Genomic DNA, 18,265 nt, shown 5'->3' with positions numbered 1-18,265 from the left:
ATTGAACAAGTCGAGCACTTCGCCGAGGACCCCACCCGGCCCTTCGGGCCACCCTCCCCTCAAGGGGGAGGGATTCCTGCGTTATTTCAATCAATTTTTAATCTTTTTTCCCCGCGCCTATGGACAAGGCGAATCACCTTTGATTCTTTACAGACGATTCGGAAGTGCGGTGTTGCCGGATCGTCAAGCGTACGGAAATTCGGGGAGTGCCATTTATGGCCAAGGCGGACGCGTGGGGCGCGCCCGAAGGGACGGCTTTTGAACGGCGCGAGGCGCGAGGCGACGGTCTCGCCGGCAACACGCGGCTCATCGCCGAACCTGCCTACCGACGGCTCCTGGCAGCCGAACCGCTGCTGCGCCGATCGATACCGGCTCTCATCATCACCTTTCTGATTGTCATTGCGGCGCTGCGGGTCCTGTCGCTGATGAACGAGCGTGACGATGTCGAGCGCGACGCCAAGGCGATCCTGTCGCTGGCCGCCGGTCAAATGGCCAGCGCGATCGCGGCCGATCCGAATGCCGCATCCGGCGCCGTCCAGGATCTTCTGGAGAACACCAGCCGCCAGGGCGCGATGGGCCGCAGCCATGTGCTTGCCATCACCGACGGCGCCTTCAAGATCGTAGCGGTGTCGCCGCTGACGACAGGCTGGCAGGGACGGTCGCTCGACGGCCTCGTCCAGGGCGGCCAGCCGTTGTTCATGTTCGGCGACCGCGCCGGGGTCATGAATGTCAGCATCGGCGGACAGGACTGGTTTGCCGCTGTCAGCCTGACCAAGGACAGGAAGAATGCCGCGGCAGTGCTGGTGCCGCAGGAAGCGATCTTCGATACCTGGCGCAAGACGGTCTCGCTCAACGTCACCCTGTTCGTGCTGACGGCCGGTGTGCTGATCATCATCCTCTACGCCTATTTCGGCCAGGCATCCCGCGCCCAGACAGCCGACCGTATCTATCTCGAAGCGCACCAGCGCATCGACATGGCGCTGGTTCGCGGCCGCTGCGGCCTGTGGGACTGGGACATGGTGCGCGGCAAGATGTACTGGTCGCGCTCGATGTACGACATGCTGGGCTATGAGCCTTGCGATACCATGCTGTCTTTCGGCGAGGTCGACGAAATCATCCATCCCGAGGATGGCGACCTGTTCCAGCTCGCCAACCGGATCGTCGAACGCGAGATCGACCATATTGACCAGGTGTTCCGCATGCGCCATGCCGACGGCCAGTGGGTGTGGATGCGCGCCAGGGCGCAAGTCATCGACCCGGAAGCGCCGGAGATCCAGCTGATCGGCATCGCCGTCGACGTTACCGAGCAACGGCACCTGGCGCTGCGCTCCGAGGCGGCGGACCTGCGGCTGCGCACCGCCATCGAGAACATCAACGAATCCTTCGTGCTGTGGGATGCCACCCAGCGGCTGATCATGTGCAATTCCAAATACCAGCAGGACAACGGCCTGTCGGACCGCGACGTGATGCCGGGCGCCTCGCGCGCCGTGCTGGAAGAACGCATGCTGGCCTTCGCCTCGGAACGGCGGCTTGCCAACAGCAATGGCCCGCAGGGCGGCGCCACCTTCGAGCGGCAGCTCGCCGATGGCCGCTGGCTGCAGGTCAATGAATTGCGCACCCGCGACGGCGGCACCGTCTCGGTCGGCTCCGACATCACCCAAATCAAGCTGCACCAGGAAAAGCTGGTCGACAGCGAGCGCCGGCTGATGGCGACCATCCACGATCTCAGCCTTGCCCGGCGCGCGGAGGAAGAACGCTCGCGCGAACTGGTCGAGCTCAACCGCAAATACATGAAGGAAACCGAGCGCGCCGAGGCGGCGAACCGGGCCAAATCCGAGTTCCTGGCCAACATGTCCCACGAATTGCGCACGCCGCTCAACGCCATTATCGGCTTTTCGGAACTAATGGAACAGGGCCTGTTCGGGCCGCTCGGTTCGTCGCGCTACGAGGAATATGCCACCGACATCAACGGCAGCGGCAAGTATCTGCTGGGCGTCATCAACGACATACTCGACATGTCGAAGATCGAGGCTGGCCAATTCTCGATGGACCGCGAGGAAATCGATCTCTGTCCGCTGATCAAGGAGACGGTGCGCGTCGTCTCGCTGCAAGCGGCGGAAAAATCGATCACGGTGGAAACCCGCATCGCCGATGCGATGACGCTGTTCGCCGATCGCCGGGCGATCAAGCAGATCGCCATCAACCTGCTATCAAATGCGGTGAAATTCACCGGCCAGGGCGGCCACATTTCGGTGCGCGCCCGCAACACATCCGGCGCGCTGGTGCTGACCATCGAGGACAATGGCTGCGGCATTCCGAAGGAGGCGCTGGGCAAACTCGGCCGGCCGTTCGAACAGGTGCAGAACCAGTTTTCCAAGAGCCATGCCGGCTCCGGCCTTGGCCTCGCCATCTCGCGCTCGCTGGCCGAGCTGCAGGGCGGTGCGCTCAAAATCCGCTCGACCGAAGGCGTCGGCACGATCGTGTCGGTGCGCATCCCGATCAAGAAGTCGTCGCAGCCGGTGAAGGCCGCCGCCTGAATCCTGAACGTACCGAAAACAAGGCTCCGGCAGCTCGCACCGCCGGAGCTTTTGTCACCGATTTACTCCATGCTGTCGTCGCCACCGCCCCATTGGCGGCGATGGCTCATACGGCCGCCTTTCGGCAGTTCGCTCTTTTCGATCTTGCCGTCATTGTTCTTGTCGAGCATGGCGAAGACCTTCTTCTCACGGCTGGTGATGTCGTCGGTCGTCAGCGTGCCGTCGCCCTTGGAGTCGTAGCGGGCGATGATGCGCTTGGCCATCTGCTCGAAGCGCGCCTTCTCCAGCGCGTCGGCGAGCTGCGCCACGGTCAGCTTGCCACCATTGTCGGCGACGATCTTCTTCAGTCGATCGTTCATGGCGTCGGAGAACTGGTCAAAAGTGATGGTGCCGTTTGAATCCTTCATTGCCTTGTCGAGGCGCATCATCATGCCGTGACGCGGCCCGCCGCCGCCGTAGTGTTCGTCGGCATAGGCCACCGAGCCGGCGGCGCCGGCCAGGGCGACGAAAGCGATTGCAAGTCTGGTTGTCGTTCTCATGGTCTTCTCCTGTTGCATCGTCACCCCCGATGCTCGAAACAGAACGTGCGGCCGTTGCCGTCACGGTCGTTTCGTACGAAGCAGAAGGTCAAATTCCTTTCTGACCCTTTGCGACGTCTCTTTGAGGTGTGCTTCCAGCACACCGAAATCCGGCAGGTCGGTGACCGCCAGAAGCAGATCCGAGAGCCCAGGCGGAACATCGTCGCGCTCGAACACGCCGGTGAGGCAGAGCCGCGTCATCTGGGTCAGCGCCAGATAGAGCGCGTAGGCTTCACCAAGCTCCTGCCGGACCTGGACTTCAGCAAAATCCGGCGCCAGGCGGGACAGGATTTCGGTTGTCCCGGTCGCACGGCGGCCGGCTTCGACCTTTCCCGTGATCACCGCCACCTGCGCGATGAATTCGAGATCGATGAGACCACCGGGGATCAGCTTGATGTCCCAGAGATCGCGTGGCGGTTTCTCCTTCTCGATCATCGCACGCATCTCGCTTGCCTCGGCCATCACCTTGGTCCCATCGCGCGGTAGAGCGAGCACCGCCGCCACCTCGGCCTCGACCTCGGCGCAAAGTGCTGCGTCGCCGCCAATGGCACGGGCTCGCACCAGCGCCATGTGCTCCCAGGTCCAGGCCTCCTGGCGCTGGTACTTCTTGAAGGCATCGATATGGGTGGCGACCGGTCCCTTGTTGCCGGATGGCCGCAGGCGAAGATCGAGTTCGTAGAGAACGCCCTCGGCCGTCGGCGCGGAGACGGCAGCGATCAGCCGCTGCGTCATGCGGGTGTAGTAATGCGATGGCGCGAGCGGCTTGTCGCCGTCGGACTCGTCGGCGTCGGCGTCGTGATCGTAGAGCAGGATCAGATCGACATCGGAGCCCGCCGTCAGTTCGCGGCTGCCGAGCTTGCCCATGCCAAGCAGCGAAACCGTGCCGCCGGCGATGCGGCCGTGGCGCCGCGCGAATTCGGCGGTGACCGCCAGCATGGCTGCTTCGATGGTGAGATCGGCGAGATCGGAAAAGGCGCGGCCGGCACGGGCCGGATCGATCGATCCGGCAAGCAGCCTGACGCCAATCAGGAATTTTTGCTCCGAGGCGAAGATGCGCAAGCGGTCGAGCACGTCCTCATAGGCTCTGTCGCCTTCGAGGAAGGCGGAAAGCCGCGCCGACAAATAGGCGCGGTTGGGCAATTCGGTGAGCAACGCCGGATCGAGCAGGCCGTCGAAGACATGCGGGCGTCGGGTGATGATCGCGGCCAGCCTGGGGGCCGCGCCCATGATCGTCGCCATCAGCTTGAGCAGCGCCGGATTGGACTGCAGCAGCGAAAACAACTGGATGCCGGCGGGCAGGCCGGCGAGGAACTCGTCGAAGCGCATCACCGCTTCGTCTGCCCTGCGGGTCTGGCCAAAGGACTGCAGCAGCGCTGGCGTCAGTTCCGTCAGCCGCTCGCGTGCTTCCGCCGACCGGGTGACCCGGTAGCGGCCGAAGTGCCAGCCACGGATGACGCGGCAAATGTCGCTTGGCCGCTGAAAGCCGAGGCCGCTCAAGGTCTTCAACGTGTCGGGGTCGTCGACATCGCCAGTGAAGACCAGATTGCCGATGCCGGCCGAGAGTTCGGGTGCGGTTTCGAACAGGGCCGCATAGTGGCGCTCGACCTGATGCAGCGCGGCTCGGAATGCCTCGGCAAAGGCCGCCGCGTCGGCAAAACCGAGCATGCGGGCGATGCGCTCCAGCCCCTCGTCGCTATCAGGCAGGATATGCGTCTGCTCGTCGGCGACCATCTGGATGGCGTGCTCCACGCGCCGCAGGAACCAGTATTGTTTGGTGAGCGCGTCGCGGGCATCGGCGGTGATCCAGCCGCGCACGGCCAGCTGGCCGAGCATCGGCACGGTCTCGCGGCCGCGCAGTTCGGGGAAGCGGCCGCCGGCGATCAACTGCTGCGTCTGGACGAAGAACTCGATCTCGCGAATGCCGCCGCGGCCGAGCTTGACGTTGTGGCCCTTCACCGCGATCTCGCCATGGCCCTTATGGGCGTGGATCTGGCGCTTGATCGAATGGACATCGGCAATCGCCGCGTAGTCCATGTATTTGCGCCAGATATAGGGCTGCAACTCCCTCAGGAAGGCATCACCGGCGGCGAGATCGCCGGCCACGGGCCGCGCCTTGATCATGGCGGCGCGCTCCCAGTTCTGGCCACGCGCCTCATAGTAGCGCAGCGCCGCCTCGACCGGAATCGCCAGCGGCGTCGAGCCGGGATCGGGCCGCAGCCTGAGATCGGTGCGGAAGACATAACCGTGTTCGGTGCGGTCCTGCAGGATGCGGACCAGCCGCCGGGTCAGGCGCGCAAACAGTTCCGTCGCATCGAGCGGATCGACGATTGCCGGTGCATCCGGATCGAAGAAAACGACAAGATCGATATCCGAGGAATAGTTCAGTTCATGCGCGCCAAGCTTGCCCATGCCGAGCAGGATCCAGCCCGACTGCCGCGCCGGCTGCTGAGGGTCGGGCAGTCTGAGCTTGCCTTGCTGATGCGCGTCGCGCAGCAGGAAATCGACGGCGGCGCGCGTGCAGGCATCGGCGAGATCGCTCAATCGCCGAACCGTCAGCGCCGTCTCGGCCTCGCCGGCGAGATCAGCCAGCGCGATGAGGACATGCGCTTCCGCCTTCGATTGGCGCAGTTCCATCATCAGGCTCGATTCCGAGACGGTCTCGGTGCGCGACGCCTTGTCGATCCCGGCCAGGATCGCCGTCAGCCGGGTCTCGACCGTCTCGTCGAACAGCGCGTCGAGGATTTGCGGCCGGCGACGCACCGTGTCGCGCAGGAACGGCGACAGGTCGAACACAGCGGCGAGAAAATGCTGAGCGGCGCCCTCGCCGGCCAGGAACTTCGCCAGCCGCGGCAAGTCCTCGTCGTGGGCGGCGGAGGCGATCTCCGACAGTTCCCGCCGGGCACGGCTTTCGTCCAGCGGCTCGAGCCTTGCCGCCGGCTTCAACAGCCAGTCCGTTTCGATCCGTTGCACGACCGCCCTCACCGCCATCAGATGTTCTCCCGTTCGGGAAAACTCATGACAACGGACAATCCGGGATTTACAGGCAGAAGATCAAGCCGTCCGTTGTGGAATGTCATGATCGCCTTGGCGAGGCTCAAGCCGAGGCCGGAGCCCGGCTGCGAACGGCTTTTCTCCAACCGCACGAAACGCTCGGTCGCCCTGGCGCGGTCGGCATCGTCGGGAATGCCCTGGCCATTGTCGGTCACCGAGAGCCTGATCTCTCCGCCGACGCGCTCCAACGCCACCCGAACCGTGGGCTTGTCGGTCGCGTCGGTGGAATATTTGATGGCGTTGTCGACGATGTTCGACAGCGCCTGGCCGATCAGCTCGCGATTGCCGTTGACGGCGAAGTCACCTTCCACGGCGGTCTCGATCACCACACAAGCTTCCTCCGCCACCGGCTCGTAGAGCTCGACGACATCGCGCACCGCGGCCGCCAGATCGACCCGGCTGGTGCTCTCGGAGGAATAGCCTGCCTCCAGCCGCGAGATCATCAGGATAGCGTTGAAGGTCTTTATCAGCTGATCGGACTCGGTAATCGTGCTTTCCAGCGCCTGCCTGTAGTCTGATGTCTTGTGCTTGCCGGAAAGCGTCGCTTCGGCGCGGTTGCGCAGCCTGGTCAGCGGCGTCTTCAGGTCATGGGCAATGTTGTCGGAAACCTGCTTCAGCCCCTCGTTGAGCGTCGCGATCCTGGCCAGCATGGAATTGAGGTTTTCCGACAGCCGGTCGAACTCGTCACCCGCGCCGGTGACCGGCAGCCGGCCTGTCAGGTCACCGCCCATGATGCGGCGGCTGGCCTCCGACACGCTGTCGATGCGCTTCAGCGCGGCGCGGCCGACGAAGAACCAGATCAGCAGCCCGCCAAGCCCCATCATGCCCAGCGCCAGCATCAAGGCACGGCGAATGACGGCACGGAAGCGCTCCGGCTCGCCGAGATCGCGTCCGACTAGCATGATCATCTGGTTGGGCAGGCGCAGCACCAGCGCAATGGCGTTGTGGCCCTTTTCGCCTTCGACCTGGACGTCGTTCGGGTCGGCTGGCGTTGCGTTCTGGTCAGCCGCCGGATTGCGTTGCCGCTCCAGCTCGCCTTCGCCAAAGCGGCGGTAGGAGAACGGCTCGGTTGTCCAGCCGTCGATCTCGAGAACGCCCGGCTCCAGGCTCTGCACGTTGCCGGTCAGGATCTGGCCATTGGCATCGGCGATCAGATAGAGGTTGGCGCCGGGCTGGCGGGAGCGCTGCTCGACCACGCGCACCAGCACTGGCAGGCCGCCGCGCTGATAGGCATGGGCGAGACCGAGCACTTCGTCGTTGATGGTTTCCTGAGTCTGCGCGGTCAGCATGCGCGCCGACAGCGAGGTCATGTAGAAGACCAGCAGCACCGCGCAAAGCGCGAACAGCAGCAGATAAAGCGCCGATAACCGGGCAGCCGTTGTCCTCATGATGGCGGGCATGGACAACGCCATCGGGTTCTAGCCGCTCTTCAGCATATAGCCGGCGCCACGAACCGTGTGCAGGATCGGCTTGTCGAAGCCCTTTTCGATCTTGCCGCGCAGCCGCGAGATGTGAACGTCGATGACATTGGTCTGCGGATCGAAATGATAGTCCCAGACATTTTCGAGCAGCATGGTGCGCGTCACCACCTGGCCGGCGTGACGCATCAGATATTCGAGCAGCCGGAACTCGCGCGGCTGCAAGGTGATCTCGGATGTCGCGCGGCGAACCGAATGCGACAGACGGTCGAGTTCGAGATCGCCGACCCGGTACATGGTTTCGGCTTCCTTGGCGCTGGCGCGACGGTTCAGCACCTCGACGCGGGCGAGCAGTTCGGAGAAGGCATAGGGTTTGGTCAGATAATCGTCGCCGCCGGCACGCAGGCCTGTGACCCGGTCGTCGACTTCGCCGAGCGCCGACAGGATCAGCACCGGCGTCGTATTGCCCCTGGAGCGCAGGCCGGCGATGACCGACAGGCCGTCGCGCCGCGGCATCATGCGGTCTATGACCATCACGTCATAGTCGCCGGCGTCGGCGAGCGCGAAGCCGGTTTCGCCGTCGCCGGCGACATGGGCGGTGTGCCCGGCCTCGGCAAAGGCTTTCTGCAGATAGTCGGCCGCCTCGCGATCGTCTTCTACGACGAGAATCTTCATGGAGACGTTATACGCGATTTCGCTGGAAGATTGAGTGGCCGGCATATGCATTATGGCCTTCACTGAATGGCCTATCGTTGCCCCAAAACCGCTACACACTTTTGGGCGACATGCTTCTTTGTTTTGGGCATGTCGTTATCCCAAAACCGCTTCGCACTTTTGGGCGACATGCTGAGGTAAATGCGGCAGCGGGCGATGGGAGGCCCGCTGCCGCCGGAGCGGAACACGATGACTGACTAACGTATTCGGGCTCCATGCTTTCCGATGCGGCGGCTCGGGGGTGTTTGAAACCGCCGCACCGGAAAAGTCGAAACGAACGTCAGCCCTTGGCGACGGGCAGCGCGACGAAGCGGTTCGAGTCGTCGTGGGTGATTTGCATCAGCACCGCCTTGCGGCCGGATTTCACCGCATCGGCCATGGCCTTGGTGACGTCCTCGGTGCCGTTCACCTCGGTCGAATTGACCGAGGTGATGATATCGCCGGGCTGGATGCCGCGATCGGCGGCATCGCTGTCGGGATCGACATCGGTAACCACCAGCCCCTTGCCGTTTTCCGACTTGGTGACGGTGAGGCCGAGATCGGCCAGCGTGTCGGCCTTGGCCGGAGCAGCCGGCTGATCGGCCGAAGCCTGCTTGTCGGTCGACGGCAGCTTGCCGAGATCGATCTTGATCGACTGGCTCTTGCCGTCACGCCACACCGTGACATCGACCGGCTTGCCGGGCGAATAGGCGCCGATCAGGCGGGCGAGTTCCTTCGGCGAATCGACATCCTTGCCGTCGACCTGGGTGATGACGTCGCCGGCAGTGATGCCGGCCTTCTTGCCGGGGCCGCCGTCCTGGGCGCTGGAAACCAGAGCACCCTTTTCAGACTTCAGACCGAGCGATTCGGCAATGTCGGAGGTAACAGGCTGAATCTCGACGCCAAGCCAGCCGCGTTCGACGCTGCCGCTCTTCATCAGGTCCTGCACGACCGTCTTGGCGGTCGAGGCCGGAATGTCGAAGGCGATGCCAACGCTGCCGCCCGAGGGCGAGAAGATCGCGGTGTTGATGCCGACGACCTGGCCGTTGAGGTTGAAGGTCGGGCCACCCGAATTGCCGCGGTTGACCGAGGCGTCGATCTGCAGGAAGTCGTCATAGGGGCCGGCGCCGATATCGCGGCCACGGGCCGAGACGATGCCGGCGGTGACGGTGCCGCCAAGGCCGAACGGATTGCCGACGGCCACCACCCAGTCGCCGACGCGAACCTTGGAATCATCGGCGAAGTCGACATAGGTGAACTTGCCGTCGCCATCGACCTTGAGCACAGCCAGATCGGTGCGCGGGTCGGTGCCGATCAGCTTGGCATCGAGCTCCTTGCCGTCATTCATCACCACGGTGAAGGACGAGCCTTCCTCGACGACGTGGTTGTTGGTGACGAGGTAACCGTCATCGGAGATGAAGAAGCCCGAGCCCTGTGCGACCGGCCGCGGCTGATCGTTGTTGCGGTCGCGATGGCCGAAGCGGCGGATGCCGTCCTGGCCCTGGCCATTCTGGTCGCCGAAACCGCGGAATTGCCTGAAGAATTGGCGCAGTTGCGGATTGTCGGGAAGATTGTTCATGCCGTCCTGACCGTCGGACTGGTCGGAGCCGTCATCGGCGGCCGGCTCGATCTTGGCCTTGACTTTGACGCTGACGACAGCCGGCGAAACGCGCTCGACGACATCGGCGAAGCCCGGCACCTGCGGCGCCTCGACCCGCACGGCGTCGGCCAGAACGGGAGCGGTTCCGGTGGCAACGGCGCCAAAGCCGATGGCGCCGGCAATGGCCAGCGACGCGGCAGCAGCCATCAAGCGCTTGCGGGTGCGGGAATATGAATTGGGGGCAATATTCATGGGTCTCGTATCCTCTTTCAAGGGATGCTCTTCGATGGGCATCCTCGGGTGAAGAGAAATAGAGTGGCGTACATTACGGCGCCATTTCCGGTGCATGAAACTTTTGTAATGTTGGCAGGCGCCGGCCGCTGTCAGTCGCGGCGCAGAATACTATCCAGCGCCGCCTGTTCCTCGATGCTCAACGCCTTGGTTGCCAGCGATCGGCGCGAGCGCGCGGTCAGCACGATGAAGGTCCCGCCGACCAACAGCAGCACCACCGGCGTGCCCCACAGCAAGGCATTGCGCATGCTGAAGCGCGGCTTCAGCAGCACGAACTCGCCATAGCGCGACACGATATAGTCCATCACCTGCTGGTCGGTGTCGCCGGCGACGAGGCGCTGGCGCACCAGGATGCGCAGGTCACGCGCAAGGTCGGCATCGGATTCGTCGATCGACTGGTTCTGGCAGACCATGCAGCGCAGGCCTTCGGACAGCAGGCGCGCCCTTGCCTCGAGCGCAGGATCGGCGAGTACCTCGTCGGGCTTCACCGCCTGGGCGACACCGGCAAACAGCAGCGCCAGCAGCAGGACGAGCGAGGCCAGCGAAAACCGTGCGGTCATGGCAGGCTCGCCGATGCCGCAAGCTTGCGGCGGCGCGAGGGCGCTCCGACGCGCAGCCGGCGGTCGAGCAGCGACATCGCCGCGCCTGCCATCATCACCAGGCCGCCGCCCCAGATCAGCGTCACCAGCGGTTTCCACCACAGGCGCACGACGACGGAGCCGTCGGTGCCCTCGTCGCCAAGCGACAGATAGAGCTGGCTGAACCAGATCGTCTCGATGCCGGACTCGGTCGTCGTCATCTGACGCACCGGGTAGAAGCGCTTGGCGGAAGTGATTTCGGCCGCGCTGCCGCCGTCGGCGCCGAGCAAGACGAAGCGGCCGCGATCCTCGCTGTAATTGGGTCCTTGCGCCGGATAGAGCCCATCGAAGCGCAGCGTGTGGCCCGACAATTCGACGGTTTCGCCGGCATGCATCGACAGGATCTTCTCGGTGCCAAAGCACAGCGTGCCGACGATGCCGAGCGTCGTCAGCCCGAGCCCGAGATGGGCGAGCGTGGTGCCGAAGACGGAACGCGGCAGGCCGGCAAAGCGCCGCAGCATGATGCCGGGCGCGACAGTGCCAAAGCCGGATTTGACGGCCAGGTCGGTGAGCGCGCCGCAGATCAGCCAGAAGGCGAGGCCGGCGCCAAGGGCAGCGAACACCGATGTGCCGTCGATGAACAGCCCCGTCACCAGAACCGCCAGAAAGGCTGCGGCGAAAGCCGCCATCAGGCGCTGGGCGACGGCGAGAATATCGCCGCGCTTCCAGGCCAGCAGCGGCCCGAAGGGAACCACGACCAGAAGCGGCACCATCAGCGGGCCGAAGGTCAGATTGAAGAACGGCGCGCCGACCGAGATCTTGTCGGCCGAAAGGGCTTCGACGGCCAGCGGATAGAGCGTGCCGATGAGCACGGTCGCCGCGGCCGTGGTCAGGAACAGATTGTTGAGGACGAGAGCGCCTTCGCGCGAGATCGGATGAAACAGGCCGCCGGCCGTCAGCCGCGAGGCGCGAAAGGCAAACAGCGCCAGCGAGCCGCCGATGAACAGCGTCAGGATGCAAAGGATGAAGACGCCACGCGTCGGATCGGTGGCGAAGGCGTGGACGGAGGTCAGCACGCCGGAGCGCACCAGGAAGGTGCCGAGCAGCGACAGCGAGAAGGTCAGGATCGCCAGCAGCAGCGTCCAGATCTTCAGCGCCGAGCGCTTTTCCATGACGATCGCCGAATGCAGCAACGCCGTGCCCGCCAGCCAAGGCATGAAGGAGGCGTTCTCGACCGGATCCCAGAACCAGAAGCCGCCCCAGCCGAGCTCGTAATAGGCCCAGTAGGAGCCCATGGCGATGCCGCCGGTGAGGAACATCCAGGCGACCAATGTCCATGGCCGCACCCAGCGCGCCCATGACGCATCGATGCGACCCTCAATGAGAGCGGCGACCGAGAAGGAGAAGCAGATCGAGAAGCCGACATAGCCGAGATAGAGCAGCGGCGGATGGATGGCGAGGCCGAGATCCTGCAGGATCGGGTTGAGATCGCGGCCCTCGATGGGCGCCGGATTGAGCCTGATGAACGGATTGGACGTGGTCAGGATGAACAGGAAGAAGGTGGCGCCGATCGCGCCTTGCACGGCCAGCACGTTGGCCCGCAGCGTCGCCGGAAGATTGGAACCGAAGACGGCGACCAGCGCGCCGAAGAAGGTCAGGATCAGCACCCAGAGCAGCATCGATCCCTCGTGATTGCCCCAAGTGCCGGTGATCTTGTAGATCAGCGGCTGCAGCGAATGCGAGTTCTCCCACACGCTTGCCACCGAAAAATCGGAGCTTGCATAGGCCGTCGCCAGTGCGGCGAAGGACAGCGCGGTCAGGGCAAAGCCGGTGACCGCGGCGGGACCGCCGACAGCCATCATCTTCTGGTTGTTGGTGCGGGCGCCAAACAGCGGCACCAGCGTCTGCACCAGCGACAGCGCAAACGCCAGAACCAGGGCGAAGTGTCCGGTTTCAACCATGATGGTTTCCGCTATTCACTCTTGCTCTCCTGCCACACGCCCTTGGCCTTGAGGCCGTCGGCCACTTCCTTGGGCATGTAGTTTTCGTCGTGCTTGGCCAGCACGCTGTCGGCGACAAAGGTGCCGTCCGGGCCGAAGGCGCCTTCGGTGATGACGCCCTGCTCTTCGCGGAACAGGTCGGGCAGGATGCCGGTGTAGGTGACCTTGACCGATTTCTGCTTGTCGGTGACGGAAAAGGCGACGGTTGCGCCCTGGCCACGCTCGATCGTGCCCTTTTCGACGAGGCCGCCGAGCCTGATGCGCTGTCCCGGCTGCAGGCTGGCGGTGGTCAGATCGGCGGGCATGTAGAAATAGGAGGCCTTCTGGCCGAGCGCATAGAAGGTGAGACCGGTGGCGGCGCCGAGAAACGCCAGCCCACCGGCGATCACCGACAGTCGTTTCTGTTTGCGCGTCATGGTCTACTCCGTCGCCGTCACGCCGAGCGAAGCGGCAAAGGCGGTGAATTTCTTCGCTTCATCACTGTCCGCCCCAAACACGGCGATACCGCGATTGAGCGCATCGCGTGCCTGGTCGGCCTTGCCCAGCACGACATAGGAACGAACGAGCTTCATCCATCCTTCCGCGTCGCGCGGATTTTGCTTCAGTTTCTCGTCGAGGCCGGCGACCATGGTGTTGATCATCGCCTCCCTGTCCTGCGGCGACATGGAGGACGCGGCATCGACATCCCCGGCGTCAGGGCCTTTCGCCGGCTGGCCGGATGCCACGGCACGATTGCCGGATTCCACCAGGGCCTGCTGTACCGCGCCACGCCATGGCGAGTCCGGCGGCAGCGTGGCGAGCATGGTTTGCCAGGCCGCAATGGCCTTGTCGGTCTGGCCTTCCTGCGCCAGCGCCATGGCCAGATAGAAGGACGCCTTTGGATTTGCCGGATCGAGCTTCAGCGCCGCCTCGAAAGCACTTTGAGCATCCGCCGAGACGATGCCGCCGGCCGCGTTGGCGATCGCCTCGCCGAGACCGGCCTGACGGGCTGCACTGTCGCCATCGAGGCGAATGGCATTGCGATAGGCGGTCACCGCGTCGGCAAATCGCTGCAGGCGCAGATAGACTGGAGCCAGCACGTCCCAGCCGCGGCCATCCGCAGGGTTGGCGGCAAGGTGCGCCTCGGCGCGCGCCACCAGTTCGTCCACCGAACTGTCGGCGGGGTTTTTGGCCAGCCGCTCACTGAGCGGTTGCGACGGCAGATCGGGCGAGCCGAGCTGGCTGTAGAGTCCCCAGCTGACCAGGGGAACCACCAATACTGCAGCGGTTGCGACCAGCCGTGTCGCCCTTGACGGCTGCCGCGTCGCCGCCTTGTCGGCCGGGCCGGCACTGTCCAGGCGAAGGATGCGGCGGGCGATTTCGGCGCGCGCCTCTTCGGCTTCCGCCGGCTGGATCAGGCCGCGCGCCGCGTCGCGGTCAAGCTCGGCCAATTGGTCGCGATAGACTTCCAGATCGTGATCGCTGCCGGTCGAAGCACCCTTGGCGCCGCCGGCCAGCGGCAGCAGCACCGCCAGGCTTGCGCCCAGCGTGAGGATTGCGGCTATGACCCAGAACAGCATGTCTCATCCAATAGCGGCAGCGCCCTGCCCTGCCAACACAGGCGTCCTGCGACGCTTTGACGACAGGCGCGCCGCATGTCCTTGATCGATATCAACCGGACCGGGTCAGTATCCGGCCCGATCTTTGTTTTATGCATGTCGTTGTCCAAAAACCGCTGCGCGCCTTTGGGCAACATGCATTGATCAAGTCAGCGGCGTCCAGCTGCCATCGGCGTTGCGGCAGGCGGTTCCGCGCGCGGTGGCGCCGGCGGTGCCGGCAAAGACGGTGTGCGTATACTGCCGGCAGTCCTGCGAACCGACACGATAAGGCTGGGCGGCGACGACTTCGCCGTAATGGGCGGTCCGGTCGCTCTTCCACGTCACCTTCTGGCCGCTCGCCGTATATTCAAGCGCCTTGTATTCCGCCTCCAGCGCACTGCGCTTTTCGGCGTCGCTGAGGCCAGAGCCGATCGATCCGCCAACCAGGCCGCCGGCCATGGCCGAGATGATCGTCGCCGTGACCTTGGCGCCGGACGGAGGGTTCGTCGCCGGCGGCTCGGTGACCGTGATGTCCGGGCCACTGCCCTTGCCCAGCGTCCCGCAGCCTGAAACGGCGAGCAGTGCGGAAAGGAGCGCGACGCGAATCTTCATGCCAACAACCGGTTTTCTTGAGTTAGAGCCTGCTGTGGATGAGCCGGGGGCCGCGTCATCGGAAAGCTGATGTGGCCATAGTATTGATATTTGTCGGAAATTTGGCTGCACGCAGCCGCTTGCAAAAGTATCACTGAAGGCTCCGCAATCGAACCACCGCCTTCAACCCGCCCATGACGGACCGTTCCAGCGCCAGAACGCCTCCATACTCGTTGACGAGGTCGGCGACAATGGCAAGTCCCAACCCCGTCCCCGGCTTTGTCTCGTCGAGGCGCCGGCCACGCTTCAGCGCCTCGCGCGCTTTGTCTTCGGGAATGCCCGGACCGTCATCGTCGATATCGATCTCGAACAGGTTTGCCGCGCCGTCCTTGCCGGCGACCGGCCTGACGGTGATAGCGACGGCGCTTTTTGCCCATTTCATTGCGTTTTCGAGCAGATTGCCGAGCAATTCCTCCAGATCCTCGCGCTCGCCGGCAAAGACGATGTCGGAGGCCGGCAAGGACAGCGAGAGGCTGGTCTGTGGATTGAGCTTTTGCAGGACGCGCACCATGCGCTGGACCAGGGGCGCCACCGGCGTGCGGTAGACGACGCTGTCGCGCTGCGCGGCGACACGGGCCCGCTGCAGATAGTGGTCGACCTGTTTTTGCATAGATGCCGCCTGTTCGGCGATGAGCTGGCCCTTGGCGCCGCCGAGTGCCCGGCCCTCATTGATGAGCACCGCCAGCGGCGTCTTCAGCGAATGGGCAAGATTGCCGACCTGTGTGCGCGAGCGCTCGACGATGCGCTTGTTGTTCTCGATCAACGCGTTGGTTTCGTTGGCGAGCGGTTCGATCTCGGCCGGGAAGCGGCCGTCGAGCCTTTGCGCCGTACCTTCGCGTACCATGGCGAGCGCGTTGCGGACCCGGCGCAATGGCTGCAGGCCAAGCAGGATGGCGATGGCGTTGATGGCGATCATGCCGACGCCGAATAGGGAGAGATAGGTCAACAGACGGCGCTGGAAGCTGCCGATCTCCTGTTCAAGCTCGCTCTGGTTGCCCATGACGCGGAAGCGCGCCGCACGGTTTTTCGAATCGAGGACGAATTCGCTCTCGAACACTTCCACCGCCTCGCCCTTGATGCCTTCGCTCGCATAGCTGCGCTGGAAGCTGGCATTGAAGGGGACTTCGGCGATGCTCGGCGATGGGATGGTCTTGGTCATCGAGGACGAATGCAGGTCGCCATGCACGCCCTCCGAGGCCGGTTCCACCGACCAGTACCAGCCTGAATTCGGTTCCGAGAAACGGAGATCGCCAAGGTCGGGGGCGCCGGTCAGCTGCCCGCCTTCGGAGACACCGACGGAGCCGATCAGGTTGAACAGATGCGCCGAAAGCAGGCTGTCGAAACCACGCTCGCTGGCCTGGCGATAGAGCGTGGTGATGAGGGTGAAGATGACGACAAGCGTCAGGATCGCCCAGACCGTGGAAAAGGCGATGACGCGAAACGCCAGCGAACGCGGCCAGAACCGCACTGAAAGCGCTTTTGAGGCGGCCAGCTTTGTAGGAAGAGGTTCCGCCTTACGCCTCCGGTTCGCGCATGCGATAGCCCATGCCACGCACGGTTTCGATCATGTCGATGCCCATTTTCTTGCGAAGCCGGCCCACGAAAACCTCGATAGTGTTGGAATCGCGGTCGAAATCCTGGTCGTAGAGATGCTCGACCAGCTCGTTGCGCGAGACCACCTCGCCCATGTGATGCATCAGATAGGCAAGCAGGCGGAACTCGTGCGAGGTCAGCTTCAGCGGCACGCCGTTGACGTCGGCCTTGGAAGCCTTGGTGTCGAGGCGCAGCGGCCCGCAGGTCAATTCAGATGAGGCATGGCCGGCGGCGCGCCGGATCAGCGCCCTGACCCTGGCCAACACCTCTTCGATATGGAACGGCTTGGTGACGTAGTCGTCGGCGCCGGCGTCGATGCCGGAGACCTTGTCGCTCCAGCGATCGCGCGCCGTCAGGATCAGTACCGGCATCTTGCGGCCGCCGCGACGCCAGCGCTCGACGACGCTGATGCCGTCCATCTGCGGCAGGCCGATGTCGAGCACGACGGCGTCATAGGGTTCGGTGTCGCCAAGAAAATGCCCTTCCTCGCCGTCAAAGGCGCGGTCGACGACATAACCGGCGTCGACCAGCGCATCCGATATCTGCCGGTTGAGATCCTTGTCATCTTCGACCACGAGTACGCGCATGCGGGGATCGATACCTGTTGAAGAGTTGGCCTGTTGAAGCGTTGGGCTCAGATATAGGCCGATTCCAGCAGCCTGGGAAACGGAGGCCAGTAGGATGGAAGATCGGGTCAGTTCTGCGGAACGATGATTTCGGAACGGCGCGGGCGCTGTCCGTCCTTGCCCGGGACAAGCACGACGATGACGCAGACCGGCTGGCCGCCGCGCGTCGACTGCGACGCCTTGGCCAGCGTGCCACCGCTCTGCTCGGCAACCTGCTGGCCGATCGCGTAGCAGTCGGACGCGGCCAATACGATCGGCTGGACCTGCGCGGGCATGGCGACCTGCATCGCGGTCGCCTGCGACGCAAACAGTCCGGCCGCGTAAAGCGCCAGTGTCGCGGTTCGGAGATGGGAGCGAAGCGTTGTCATGGTCAGCGTTGTAACGCATCGGTGCTGAACGTGAAATGAACGGTGAAGGCTACTGAAAACATGCCCGCCACACCCCTTGCAACGCGAGACATTCAACCTGAGATTTCACCGCCCAACCCGGTGAAACCGGCGTAAGTCCAGTCTAGACTCCGTTTCACCGATATTGAAAGCGCTCAGGCGTCTTCCCGCGTGATGGCGCGAAAGCGCAGCAGCCCATGATTGACGGCCAGATCTTCGTCATAACGGGCCTCGGCGAATTCCAGTGACAGCCGTGTCTGGCCACGCGGGCCGATGACCAGCGCCGCGTCGGCGAGGCGCGCCTTGATGCGGTCCATGATGGCAAGCGTCTCGGCTTCGCCATGGGCCTTTGACCAAACATGCAGTGTCACCAGCTGATCGGCGTTGTTATCGGCGCCAGTGTCCCAATCAAAAGCGCTGGTCAGGCCGCAGGTCACGTAGGGAAAGGCGACGTTGTCGGTTGCCTGCTCAAGCAGGCCGGCGCCAGCCAACAGCGCCGACAGCGGCGCATCGCTTTTCAATCTCTGGAACAAGGCCTGCTGCAAATCGCCGGGCGCCGTCATTCGTCATTCCCCTCGCCCTTCGCAGTTGAACAGGCTGCGCACCCGTCAACGTTTTCTCGTTCCAGCCTAACCGCGCTGATGTTCCGGCGCTAGATCACCCCGGTCGTCATGTGCGGCCCTTGG

At 64.1% G+C, this 18,265-nt stretch carries 15 protein-coding genes; 1 reads left to right on the top strand and 14 read right to left on the bottom strand.

What is annotated here, in order from left to right; all coding sequences use genetic code 11:
* Positions 1 to 215: 215 nt before the first annotated feature.
* Positions 216 to 2,537, top strand: a complete 2,322-nt coding sequence (locus AC1D0N_RS11490) for a PAS domain-containing sensor histidine kinase (RefSeq protein ID WP_477243821.1) — start codon at positions 216 to 218, stop codon at positions 2,535 to 2,537.
* A 62-nt stretch (positions 2,538 to 2,599) separates the two neighbouring features.
* On the opposite strand, the gene AC1D0N_RS11485 is transcribed toward AC1D0N_RS11490, so the two are convergent.
* The 14 genes from AC1D0N_RS11485 to AC1D0N_RS11420 form a co-directional block, all read right to left on the bottom strand.
* Positions 2,600 to 3,076: an EF-hand domain-containing protein gene (locus tag AC1D0N_RS11485; RefSeq protein ID WP_477243819.1), complete on the bottom strand. Its 477-nt coding sequence runs from the start codon at positions 3,074 to 3,076 to the stop codon at positions 2,600 to 2,602.
* 60 nt (positions 3,077 to 3,136) lie between these two features.
* Positions 3,137 to 6,103: a bifunctional [glutamine synthetase] adenylyltransferase/[glutamine synthetase]-adenylyl-L-tyrosine phosphorylase gene (locus tag AC1D0N_RS11480; RefSeq protein ID WP_477243817.1), complete on the bottom strand. Its 2,967-nt coding sequence runs from the start codon at positions 6,101 to 6,103 to the stop codon at positions 3,137 to 3,139.
* Positions 6,103 to 7,578: a sensor histidine kinase gene (locus AC1D0N_RS11475; protein ID WP_477243815.1), complete on the bottom strand. Its 1,476-nt coding sequence runs from the start codon at positions 7,576 to 7,578 to the stop codon at positions 6,103 to 6,105. Before AC1D0N_RS11475 ends, AC1D0N_RS11480 begins: the two co-directional genes overlap by 1 nt.
* Positions 7,579 to 7,584: 6 nt before the next feature.
* Complete coding sequence (locus AC1D0N_RS11470) at positions 7,585 to 8,259, bottom strand: response regulator transcription factor (protein ID WP_477243813.1); 675 nt, start codon at positions 8,257 to 8,259, stop codon at positions 7,585 to 7,587.
* Positions 8,260 to 8,578: 319 nt separating this feature from the next.
* Positions 8,579 to 10,129 (bottom strand): Do family serine endopeptidase, encoded by a 1,551-nt coding sequence (locus tag AC1D0N_RS11465; RefSeq protein WP_477243811.1) that lies wholly within the window; start codon positions 10,127 to 10,129, stop codon positions 8,579 to 8,581.
* 131 nt (positions 10,130 to 10,260) lie between these two features.
* On the bottom strand, positions 10,261 to 10,728 hold the full coding sequence (locus tag AC1D0N_RS11460; RefSeq protein WP_477243809.1) for a cytochrome c-type biogenesis protein: 468 nt from the start codon (positions 10,726 to 10,728) through the stop codon (positions 10,261 to 10,263).
* A complete protein-coding gene (locus AC1D0N_RS11455) occupies positions 10,725 to 12,707 on the bottom strand; it encodes a heme lyase CcmF/NrfE family subunit (protein WP_477243807.1) in 1,983 nt (660 codons plus the stop codon). The genes AC1D0N_RS11460 and AC1D0N_RS11455 overlap by 4 nt, the downstream gene beginning before the upstream one ends.
* A gap of 11 nt (positions 12,708 to 12,718) precedes the next feature.
* On the bottom strand, positions 12,719 to 13,162 hold the full coding sequence (gene ccmE, locus AC1D0N_RS11450) for a cytochrome c maturation protein CcmE (RefSeq protein ID WP_477243805.1): 444 nt from the start codon (positions 13,160 to 13,162) through the stop codon (positions 12,719 to 12,721).
* A gap of 3 nt (positions 13,163 to 13,165) precedes the next feature.
* The gene (gene ccmI / locus AC1D0N_RS11445; RefSeq protein ID WP_477243804.1) at positions 13,166 to 14,305 is read right to left on the bottom strand and encodes a c-type cytochrome biogenesis protein CcmI; all 1,140 of its coding nucleotides are present in this window, start codon (positions 14,303 to 14,305) and stop codon (positions 13,166 to 13,168) included.
* Between the two features lie 183 nt (positions 14,306 to 14,488).
* Positions 14,489 to 14,935 carry a hypothetical protein gene (locus tag AC1D0N_RS11440; protein WP_477243802.1) on the bottom strand — a complete coding sequence of 149 codons (447 nt, stop codon included), beginning with the start codon at positions 14,933 to 14,935 and terminating at the stop codon, positions 14,489 to 14,491.
* 130 nt (positions 14,936 to 15,065) lie between these two features.
* Positions 15,066 to 16,442, bottom strand: a complete 1,377-nt coding sequence (locus tag AC1D0N_RS11435) for an ATP-binding protein (protein WP_477243800.1) — start codon at positions 16,440 to 16,442, stop codon at positions 15,066 to 15,068.
* A 46-nt stretch (positions 16,443 to 16,488) separates the two neighbouring features.
* The gene (locus tag AC1D0N_RS11430; RefSeq protein WP_477243798.1) at positions 16,489 to 17,154 is read right to left on the bottom strand and encodes a response regulator transcription factor; all 666 of its coding nucleotides are present in this window, start codon (positions 17,152 to 17,154) and stop codon (positions 16,489 to 16,491) included.
* Between the two features lie 107 nt (positions 17,155 to 17,261).
* Entirely contained in the window at positions 17,262 to 17,561 is a 300-nt protein-coding gene (locus tag AC1D0N_RS11425) for a hypothetical protein (protein WP_477243797.1), read from the bottom strand.
* A 173-nt stretch (positions 17,562 to 17,734) separates the two neighbouring features.
* Complete coding sequence (locus AC1D0N_RS11420; RefSeq protein WP_477243795.1) at positions 17,735 to 18,142, bottom strand: DUF3168 domain-containing protein; 408 nt, start codon at positions 18,140 to 18,142, stop codon at positions 17,735 to 17,737.
* Between the last annotated feature and the right edge of the window lie 123 nt (positions 18,143 to 18,265).

It is taken from the genome of Mesorhizobium sp. P2_E10 (genome assembly GCF_056404235.1).
This window is presented reverse-complemented; position numbering and strand designations above follow the sequence as displayed.

Excerpts from the sequence above, each read along its gene's own strand:
- AC1D0N_RS11475 (WP_477243815.1), bottom strand. The coding sequence starts at position 7,578 with ATGGCGTTGTCCATGCCCGCCATCATGAGGACAACGGCTGCCCGGTTA.
- AC1D0N_RS11460 (WP_477243809.1), bottom strand. The coding sequence starts at position 10,728 with ATGACCGCACGGTTTTCGCTGGCCTCGCTCGTCCTGCTGCTGGCGCTG.
- AC1D0N_RS11480 (WP_477243817.1), bottom strand. The coding sequence starts at position 6,103 with ATGGCGGTGAGGGCGGTCGTGCAACGGATCGAAACGGACTGGCTGTTG.
- AC1D0N_RS11465 (WP_477243811.1), bottom strand. The coding sequence starts at position 10,129 with ATGAATATTGCCCCCAATTCATATTCCCGCACCCGCAAGCGCTTGATG.
- AC1D0N_RS11455 (WP_477243807.1), bottom strand. The coding sequence starts at position 12,707 with ATGGTTGAAACCGGACACTTCGCCCTGGTTCTGGCGTTTGCGCTGTCG.
- ccmE (WP_477243805.1), bottom strand. The coding sequence starts at position 13,162 with ATGACGCGCAAACAGAAACGACTGTCGGTGATCGCCGGTGGGCTGGCG.
- AC1D0N_RS11420 (WP_477243795.1), bottom strand. The coding sequence starts at position 18,142 with ATGACGGCGCCCGGCGATTTGCAGCAGGCCTTGTTCCAGAGATTGAAA.
- AC1D0N_RS11440 (WP_477243802.1), bottom strand. The coding sequence starts at position 14,935 with ATGAAGATTCGCGTCGCGCTCCTTTCCGCACTGCTCGCCGTTTCAGGC.
- AC1D0N_RS11470 (WP_477243813.1), bottom strand. The coding sequence starts at position 8,259 with ATGAAGATTCTCGTCGTAGAAGACGATCGCGAGGCGGCCGACTATCTG.
- ccmI (WP_477243804.1), bottom strand. The coding sequence starts at position 14,305 with ATGCTGTTCTGGGTCATAGCCGCAATCCTCACGCTGGGCGCAAGCCTG.
- AC1D0N_RS11490 (WP_477243821.1), top strand. The coding sequence starts at position 216 with ATGGCCAAGGCGGACGCGTGGGGCGCGCCCGAAGGGACGGCTTTTGAA.
- AC1D0N_RS11485 (WP_477243819.1), bottom strand. The coding sequence starts at position 3,076 with ATGAGAACGACAACCAGACTTGCAATCGCTTTCGTCGCCCTGGCCGGC.
- AC1D0N_RS11430 (WP_477243798.1), bottom strand. The coding sequence starts at position 17,154 with ATGCGCGTACTCGTGGTCGAAGATGACAAGGATCTCAACCGGCAGATA.
- AC1D0N_RS11425 (WP_477243797.1), bottom strand. The coding sequence starts at position 17,561 with ATGACAACGCTTCGCTCCCATCTCCGAACCGCGACACTGGCGCTTTAC.